We start from the raw sequence: 9340 nt of genomic DNA on the forward strand, positions 1-9340 counted from the left end.
CCGTGCCTTGGAGGACAAAGAGCGCGGCCTCGGCAAGAGCGAAATCCTAATTTCCGCTGAGCTGATCCAGCAGATTGCGTCGTTCTCCAGCGGCGATGCCCGCATGGCCTTCAATCTTCTCGAGTGCGTGGTCCAGGGCGTCGAACCGGATGCGACGGGAAGGGTCATCGTTACACCAGAGATATTGAAGGCCGCGCTGCAACGCAAGACTTTGCTCTATGACAAGAACGGCGAAGAGCACTTCAACATCATCTCGGCGTTGCACAAGTCGCTGCGCAACTCGGACCCCGACGCGGCCATCTACTGGCTGGTGCGCATGCTGGAAGCGGGCGAAGACCCGCTCTATGTCGCGCGCCGTTTGGTGCGCTTCGCCAGCGAGGACGTAGGCCTGGCCGACCCGCGCGCGTTGCAAGTTACCGTTGCGGCAATGCAAGCTGTTGATCTAATCGGCATGCCGGAGGGTGGACTCGCATTGGCGGAAGCCGCCGTGTATCTGGCGCTCGCGCCACGTTCCAATAGCCTCTACGCGGCCTATAGCGAAGCTCGCAATGATGTGCAGAACCGGCCCGTTGAACCCGTCCCGCTGCACCTGCGCAACGCGCCGACCAAGTTGATGAAGGACGAAGGCTACGGCACAGGCTACCAGTACGCGCATGATCTGGCAGAACGGGTTTCGGCGATGAAGTGTCTGCCGGATGGACTGGCTGGGCGCCGCTACTGGAAGCCCACCGATGAAGGTTGGGAGCGCGAGTTGCGCAAGCGGCTGGAAGATATCGAACGACGCAGGCAGCAGCCCATATCCGAACCGCGATGAACCATCCCGGAGTGGTGTGGCCTGTATGCAAACAGAAACTCAATGACCACTACGCTCCCGCAATTCGTGGAGCTTGCAGATGAGCGAAGGAGAATGACTTCATGCAATCCACTTACACTGGTAATCACATGCGACCCGGAAGGAGGGCACTTCTCTCCACCCTGGTCACGTTAATTACACTTAGCGGGCTGGCCCTTTGCTTCATTCCAAAACAATCCGAACTATCGGGAAAGGCAGCTCGCCGGCTGACGGAAAATCAGGAACGTCTCGCAGTCGCCTTCGCACAGCTTCCATTACACTTTGAGGCCAACCACGGGCAGGCGGTGAAAGACGCGCAGTTCGTGGCAAACGGCGCAGGCTTTGCGGCATCGTTTACGCAGCAGGGAGTTTTGATTGAACTTTTGACCAAACGGAGCAAGGCCCAGTCCTCTCCCGCTCCCAGTTTTGATCCCTGTAAATCACTCCGCTGCCTGGAGAATCGCGCCCACGACAACAGCCCGGTACAGTCAACCAACGTTCCTCAAACACGGGCCCCCGCGGAAGCAGACACCACGGGCCGTCTGCTGAAAATCAGCTGGGAAAATGGAAATGTCTCGGCCCCACTCAGGGGAGTGGGCGCTCTGTCCGGGCGCGTGAATTACTTCACTGGCAACGACCCGTCAGCATGGCATCGCGACGTCCATCTATTCGAGCGCGTGGTCTACGAACAGATTCGCCCCGGCGTCGATCTGGTGTTCTACGGCCAGCAACAGCAGATGGAATTCGACCTCATCGTGCGACCCGGCGCGAGCCCCGACGACGTCGTGATGCGCATTGATGGCGCGGAAGACGTGGCAATTTCCGAGCAAGGCGAACTACGCATTACCGCCTCTGGGGAGACCCTGATCTGGAAGCGTCCCCTGATTTATCAGGATGTTTATCAAGACGCCTATCAGGATGCCCATCAGGACGCGGGCGCTTCCACGCGCGGCGCGGAGCGCATCGAAATTGCCGGAGCCTATCAACTTACCAGTGAAAGTGGAAACCATCGCGTCCGCTTCAGCGTGGGCGATTATGACCATACTCAAACGCTAGTAATCGATCCCGTGCTGACGCATTCGAGCTACCTCGGCGGGAATGGACAGGATCAGATTCAGGGCGTCGGCGTGGACGCGCAGGGAAATATTTACGTGGCCGGTGCTACCTCAGCCGCCAACTTCCCAACCGCTTCTGCATTTCGCTCGACGAAGTCCACCGGCACGGACATGTTCATCAGCAAGATCGATCCCACCGGCACACGTCTGATCTATTCAACGTTTTTAGGCGGCAATGGCGACGACGCAGCACAGCGGCTTGCCGTGGGTTCGGACGGCTCGGTTACCGTCGCCGGATACACCAGTTCGAACGATTTCCCCACCTCCACGCCTGCGCAAGCAAATACTGGTGGCGGCTTCGACGCAGTCATTGCGCGGCTGAACCCCGCGGGATCGGCGTTGATTTATTCGAGCTACCTGGGTGGAACCGGCGAAGACGTTGCCCTGGCGGTCGCGCTCGATTCGGCCGGCGCGGCCTACCTGACGGGCTATACCAGATCAGCGAATTTCCCCACGCTTGTACCCTTCCGCAATTCCAGCTCTGGCGCATCGGAGGCATTCGTCGCCAAGTTCTCCGCGACCGGCGCAGCCATCTACTCCACTTATCTTGGCGGCAATGCCGGCGATGTGGCCCTGGGCATCGCCGCCGACAGCGCGGGGAACGCGATTGTCTCCGGCAGCACGACGTCCACGAACTTCCCCACACTCACTCCGATTCAGTCCGCCTTCGCCGGAGGCCAGTGCAGCAATGCGGGCAATGTTTTTCCCTGTGGCGATGTTTTCGTAACGCGCCTGACGGCCAACGGCAGTGCTTTGAGTTACTCCACCTACCTCGGCGGCACGGGCGATGAGCAGGCCAACGGGCTGACCGTGGACGCGAGCGGCGCGGCCTACCTCACCGGCTACACCACCTCCAGCAACTTCCCCCTGCGCACGCCGCTGCAAGCGACACCCGCTGGACTCTCCGACGCCTTTGTCACCAAAATCGCCGCCAACGGCACCTCGCTCGTCTACTCCACCTACCTCGGCGGAGGAGTCTCCGACACCGGCACAGCCATCGCCGTGGATGGCACCGGCAGTGCTTACGTAACCGGCCTGACGGAGTCGAGCAATTTCCCCACGGCCAATTCCTTTCAAGCACGCGCGGGCGTGGATGCCTTCGCCGCCAGACTGGTCACCACCGGCAACGGTCTGGCCTACTCCACTTTCCTCGGCGGCAGCGATTTCGATCAAGGCCTGGCCATCGCCGTTGATAGTAGCGGCAACGCATTCGTCGCCGGCTGGACCAACTCGAATGACTTCCCCCTGCGCACGCCGGTGCAGTCCGCGCTCGGCGGAGGCATCTGCGGCACAGCGCCACTGCAATACATCTGCGAGGATGGATTCATCGCGCGCATCACGCATCAGCCAGGCCTGTTCGCCGGCGGTATGGTCAACGGCGCCAGCTTCGCGCCGGGCGCGCCGGTGGCGGCGGGCAGCATCGTCTCGGCTTTTGGATCCGATCTGGAGTCCGCCAGCTTCGGGGCAGCCACCGTTCCTCTGCCAACTACCCTGGGCAGCGTCACCGTGCGCATGAACGACATCCCCGCGCCGCTGTTCTTCGTGGCCGGTTCACAGGTGAATTTGCAGGTGCCCTGGGAGCTGGCCGGCCTGGCGACCGCTACCATTGCCGTTACTGCCGCGGGCGTCGCTCTGCCATTGACCACCGTCTCGCTCGCGCCGACGCGGCCGGGTATTTTCACTACCAATGCGCAGGGCAGCGGGCAGGGCGCGATCCTGATCGCCAACACGCCGGATCTGGTGGCCCCCGTGGGGGCCATCCCCGGACGCACCTCGCGGCCCGCCAACCGCGGCGAGACCATCACCATCTTCTGCACCGGACTAGGCCCTGTCTCCAACCGCCCCGCCAGCGGCGCCGCCGCGCCCTCCGGTCCTCTCGCGTTAACCAGCACCACGCCGCTGGCAACCATCGGCGGCGCACCGGCTACGGTGAGCTTCTCCGGACTTGCGCCAACTTTTGTGGGACTGTATCAGGTGAATGTTTCAGTGCCGGTGAATTCGCAAGTAGGCGGCGCGGTCCCGGTGGTGCTAACGATAGGCGGAGTGGCTTCCAACACCGTGACGATCGCCGTTCAGTAGCGCCGCGCGCGAACAGAGCCACGCTCCGGAAGGGAGCAGTGCTCATGGAACACGCTATCCTTCGCCGCACCGCTCCCTCCCGGTCGCGGCTCTGTTTAGATCACAGTGGTGAGATTGTTTTGAGGAAACACTTACAGCAGACGGAAGATTACTTCGACTGAGGCCATCACGTCCACCGCCTGGCCGCCGCGCTCGCCGGGACGGAAACGCCATTGCTTGACGGCTTCAATCGCTTTTTCATCCAGGCCCAGCCCCAACGAACGAATCACGCGAATGTCGCGCACGGTGCCGTCTTTCTGGACCACCACGCTTAAAACCACCACGCCTTGGAACTTGGACTTGCGCGCCGCCTCGGAATATTCCGGGTCCACCTTGTGGACCAACTGCGGCGCGGACACCCCGCCGCCCACGCGAAACACACCACCGCCAATGCCGCCGCCTTCGCCCGGTCCCACGCCACGACCCTTGCCCGAACCGACGCCGCCGCCATCTCCCGTGCCAATGCCGCTCCCGAAGCCGGGGCCATTGGAGGGCGCTCCCAACATGGCCATGGGATCACCCAATTGGTCCATGTTGATCTGCGGCATTTGAATGTCCGGCGGGGCCACGATAGTCGGCACTACGGCTAGATCAGGGTTCTCGTTTTTGATGACCGCCGTGGGTGGCGCCAGTTGGATGAGAGCCGCTTTCGGCAATGCGCCTTTGGAAGCGGGAGTGGGCGACTGATCGCCACCGCCGCCGCCACCGCCGGGTTTCCGCATCGCGGGTGGCAGGGAAAGCTCGTACTCAGACATGTCGGTGGGCATGTACACCATATCCCGCTTAGGCATCACGTCAATCACGCCAAGGGTAAGCGGAATGATCAGCAGGCCGATCACCAGCACATGAGACAGCACGGAAATCGTCGCGGTATATTTCTGGTTGGTGGTCCTGCCCCACAGATCCTTCACCGCCACCGGCTTCGAAGTGATCTGCAACGGAGGAAGTTTTTCCGGCTTGATGATGTCGCGAATCTGATGGACTAAATTGATATACCAGGGATCGATATCCAGCAGGATACTGCCCATCACGGGCGTGGCAGCCGCAGTCCCGCTCACGCGGGCAGTGGACTGAGAGAGGGCCGCTTCCGGCGCGGCGCTTTGTTTGTTCTCTAGCTCCATAACTCCAATCGCATCGGCAATTTCGGGCAACGGCATCGGCTGGCCTCCGCTGCCGAGTGGCGTTACCAAAACCCCGCCCGGCTGATTCAGCGCACCATCTCTGCTATAGGTCTGCTATAGGCGCTTACTCACGCACCTACATTGGTACCTACATTGGTAGATGATCAACTTTGGCCATCAGTTGCCCATTCATTCGGAATCAATAGGCAGGTACAAGTAAGTGTTGCGCCGCGCAACCTGTAATGCTCTGCCCCCACCACTACGCCCACATTGTATAACAGCTTGCACCAATAAAACGCAATGGCGCAAGGATTCTCCATAGCGCCGGAACAAGTCCAGTTCAGGCCACCCGATCAGCCTCTCCCACCACTCTACGCGCCACCACGGACGAGCTGCTCGATAATTTTCTGAGCCGCCTGCGCCGCCGACTGGATGCAATCGGGGATGCCCACGCCGCGATAGCCGTTCCCGGCCAGATGCAACCCGGAGTGCTCCGCCAAGCGCGCATCAATCCGGCTCAACAAGCCTAAGTGCCCGACTGAGTACTGCGGCATGCAAGCCGCCCACCGATAGACGCGATGGAACGCTGGTTCCGCATTTAAGCCCATGATGGATTGCAGTTCCCGCTTCGCCGTGGCCAGCAACTGCTCGTCTGCTAGCTGATCGATGGCGGCGTTGCGCGCTCCTCCGAAAAAGGATCGCAGCAGTGCCGTGCCCGGCGGCGCGCGATGATCAAACTTGTTATGGACCCACGTGCAGGCAATGGTTTCGCGCCCCTCGCCACGCGGGACGACGAAGCCGAATCCGCGCCCCATCCACTCGCGCGCACCGGGGCGGGTGGCCGCTGGCGGCTCGCCGGATGGCGAACCATATCCCAACGCGACGATCGCCACGGAGTGATAAACGATCTCCGCCAAATGCCCGGCCAGAACGGCGTCCAGCTCACGCACCATCTCCGCCGCCACCGGAGCGGGCGTGGCCACCACCACCGCATCACAGGCTCGCTCCGCGCGGTCGCTGGCGACCAGATACTTCCCCGTCGCATCGCCGGCTGGCGCGACGCGGCGCACGCTGATCACCGTTTCATCCTGAAGGATCGTGGTAGCCTGCAGCGACTCTTCGACTGTTTCCGGAAGCCGCGCCAATCCATCCCGCAGCGTGACAAAAATAGTGGATGGCGTTCCGCCCGCAGGAATGCCCGAGGAAATTGATGACGCTTCCCTGCCCGCCACCTGCCTCGCGAAGCCCTTCCATAGGCTGCCGTGTTTCTTCTCGAGCGCCAGCAATTGCGGGAACACCGCGCGCGCGCTCAGCGCTCGGAAATCAGCGCCGTAAACGGCATTCAGCAGCGGCTCGGCTAAGCGCTCAGAGACCTCCTGCCCGAAGCGCGCGGTGATGTACTGCTCCACGGAGATGTCCTCGGAATCCGGCAAAGGGCCGGGAGAAAAAATGGGCGATAGCGCCAGGCGCAGCTTGCCTGTGAGCGACAGCAAAGGGCTGGAGAACATCGAGCGAATCTTCGTTGGCACCACGAACATCAGCCCGTCCGGCAGCGGCTGCAACGCGCCATGGTGCAGGACGAAGGTCTTGCGCCGCGCGTCGTTGCTGGGGATGATCTGCTCACCAAGCCCGAGTTTCCGGCACAGTTCCAACGCCGCCGGCTTGGTGGTCAGCAGAGAATCCGGCCCGGCTTCGCAGAGAAACTTGGCATCACTATTTGCCACGTTGCTGTTTGCAACGTTGACGGGTTCAGTCTGGATGACTCCGCCGAGGCGAGGGCTTTTTTCCAGTAAGGTAATGTCCAGCGCGAGTCCACGCGCACGCGCGTACTGCTCAAGGAAGTAGGCCGCCGAAAGGCCGGTGATGCCGCCGCCGATGATAATGACCGAGGGCAAGAGGTTTACCAGTGAGTAGTATTCGCGGAGAACTCCCGCACCCACTCGACCACCGCCTGAACATTCTCGACGGGCGTGGTGGGCAGGATGCCGTGTCCCAGATTGAAGATGTGTCCGGGCCGCTGATTCGCCGCGCGCATGATGCGTTCCACCGCCGTGCGCAACACGGGTTGCGGAGCGTAGAGCAGCACCGGGTCAAGATTGCCCTGCACCGCGCGGTCGTGTCCGATGCGCCGCCAGGCCTCGCCAAGATCAATGCGCCAGTCCGCGCCGATCACGTCGCCGCCCGCCTCGCGCAAGAGCTCCAGCATTCCAGAAGTTCCTGTGCCGAAGTGGATCACCGGCACGCCGAGCGACGACGCCGCGCTGATGAGTTGCCTGGTGTGGGGCAGCGCGTACTCGATGTAATCGGCGGGACTGAGCGCGCCGATCCAGCTATCAAAGATTTGCAAAGCCGCCGCGCCGGCCTCCACCTGACTGCGCAGAAAGGCGATCTGCACGCGCACGAGGCGGTCGAGCAAAGCGCGCCATAACGCGGGCTGCGCGTAGATCAGGCGCTTGGTGGTCAGGAAGTCGCGCGTCGCGCCGCCTTCGATCATGTAGCTCGCCACGGTGAACGGCGCGCCGCAAAAGCCAATCACCGGCAGCCGTCCGTTCAACTCGCGGCACACCATGCGGATGGCCTCGCCCACATAGTTCAACTCGCCGTCCGCCGGATCGTGTAGTTGATGCAGCGCGGCCTCCGAGCGAATCGGCGCGCCTAGCACCGGGCCTTCGCCCTCCACGAACTTCAACGACATGCCCATGGCCATTGGGGGAAGCAGCAGGTCGGCAAAGATAATGGCGGCGTCCACCTCCAGCCGCCTCAGCGGTTGCAGAGTCACTTCGGCGGCCAGCTCTGGATGCGTGCACAACTCGATCAACGAGTGCTTGGCGCGCAGTGCGCGATACTCCGGCATGTAGCGCCCCGCCTGGCGCATGAACCACACCGGCGTGCGCTCCACCGTCTGGCGGCGGCAGGCGCGGATGAACAAGGTATCAGCAACAGAAGGGGTAGTCGTCATAAGCGAAGCGGGATGGTGTGCGTCCCGAACGTTCATCGTATCATGAGTGCATCGAGCCTCACGAGCAGGCAGCACACAATGTCCCGCGATTCGATTATCATTGGTGTTGGAGCATTGGTGTTGGAGCAATGCCGTAGAGGAGCGCATCAGATGACTGCCGATCGCCCAACGACCGTGAGCGCGAAAGGCTTCGCGGGCCTGCGCGTGCTGTCGCTCGAAAGCCGCCGCGCCAGGGAGATGGCCACGCTCATCGAGAACCACGGCGGCGTCGCCGTCAGCGCGCCGTCCCTGCGCGAAGTGCCGCTCACGGACAACACCGCCGCGCTCGATTTCGCGACTGCACTATTTTCGGGCAGTGTCGATTCACTCCTCTGCCTGACCGGCGTCGGCACCCGCATTCTGTTCGATGCCATCCAGACGCAACATGCACGGGAGCCAATGGTAGCAGGCCTTTCGCGCATCGCCATCATCGCGCGCGGACCCAAGCCCGCCGCCGTGTTGCGCGAGTACTCCGTGCCCATCGCTATCAGCGTTCCGGAGCCGAACACCTGGCGCGACCTGGTCGCCGCCATGGCATCGCAACACCCCGAGCTGCTCGCCGCCGGCCAGCGCATCACGGTCCAGGAGTACGGAAAAAGCAATGAGGAGCTATTGCACCATCTTGCAGCACAGGGCGCGCGCGTAACCACCGTGCCCGTGTATCAATGGGCGTTGCCGGAAGACCTCGTGCCCTTGCGGGCCGGGCTTGCGGAGATCAGTGCGGGGCGCATCGACGTGCTCATCGCCACCAGCGCCATGCAGATCCATCACCTGATGCAGGTGGCCGAACAACAGAATGTCGCGGATCAGGTGCGGGCGGCGCTGGCTCGCATCGTGATCGCCTCCATCGGACCCATCTGCTCTGAGGGGCTGGCCAGCCACGGCCTCGCCGCCGACCTCGAACCGAGTCACCCCAGGATGGGACAACTCATTTTCGAGGCCGCCGATAAGTCGCGCGCGCTACTCCAGAAAAAGCGGTAAATTTCGGCCACGATTTTCGCTTTTTCATCGCCTATTTCCAGGCTGACAGATTTGCGGAATAATCAACTCCGACCAAAGTGCACACTTTCACGGAATTGACCACAAAAGGCAATTTTGCGACCTGCCGTGACAGAGCCGCGACCGAGAGGGAGCGGTCACGTTTCATGACCAACCG

At 62.1% G+C, this 9340-nt stretch carries 6 protein-coding genes (1 of these 6 cut by a window edge); 3 read left to right on the forward strand and 3 right to left on the reverse strand.

Going from position 1 to position 9340, the window contains the following annotated elements; genetic code table 11:
* Window positions 1-814: the 3' portion of a replication-associated recombination protein A gene (locus tag EXQ56_13280; GenBank protein ID MSO21400.1), read on the forward strand. 467 nt of this gene lie to the left of the window's left edge; 814 of the gene's 1281 nt are visible here — the last part of the coding sequence; the start codon falls outside the window, past its left edge; the stop codon is at window positions 812-814.
* Between the two features lie 101 nt (window positions 815-915).
* Complete coding sequence (locus tag EXQ56_13285) at window positions 916-4026, forward strand: hypothetical protein (GenBank protein MSO21401.1); 3111 nt, start codon at window positions 916-918, stop codon at window positions 4024-4026.
* A 131-nt stretch (window positions 4027-4157) separates the two neighbouring features.
* Here EXQ56_13285 and EXQ56_13290 read toward each other — a convergent pair whose 3' ends face one another.
* The 3 genes from EXQ56_13290 to hemE form a co-directional block, all read right to left on the reverse strand.
* Window positions 4158-5222 carry an energy transducer TonB gene (locus tag EXQ56_13290; protein ID MSO21402.1) on the reverse strand — a complete coding sequence of 355 codons (1065 nt, stop codon included), beginning with the start codon at window positions 5220-5222 and terminating at the stop codon, window positions 4158-4160.
* A gap of 335 nt (window positions 5223-5557) precedes the next feature.
* Complete coding sequence (hemG, locus tag EXQ56_13295; GenBank protein ID MSO21403.1) at window positions 5558-7126, reverse strand: protoporphyrinogen oxidase; 1569 nt, start codon at window positions 7124-7126, stop codon at window positions 5558-5560.
* On the reverse strand, window positions 7087-8145 hold the full coding sequence (gene hemE, locus EXQ56_13300) for a uroporphyrinogen decarboxylase (GenBank protein ID MSO21404.1): 1059 nt from the start codon (window positions 8143-8145) through the stop codon (window positions 7087-7089). Before hemE ends, hemG begins: the two co-directional genes overlap by 40 nt.
* A 12-nt stretch (window positions 8146-8157) precedes the next feature.
* Between hemE and EXQ56_13305 the strand changes: the two genes are divergently transcribed.
* Window positions 8158-9165: a uroporphyrinogen-III synthase gene (locus EXQ56_13305; GenBank protein ID MSO21405.1), complete on the forward strand. Its 1008-nt coding sequence runs from the start codon at window positions 8158-8160 to the stop codon at window positions 9163-9165.
* Window positions 9166-9340 lie beyond the last annotated feature (175 nt).

The sequence above is a fragment of the Acidobacteriota bacterium genome (assembly GCA_009691245.1).
Classification (GTDB): Bacteria; Acidobacteriota; Terriglobia; order 2-12-FULL-54-10; family 2-12-FULL-54-10; genus SHUM01.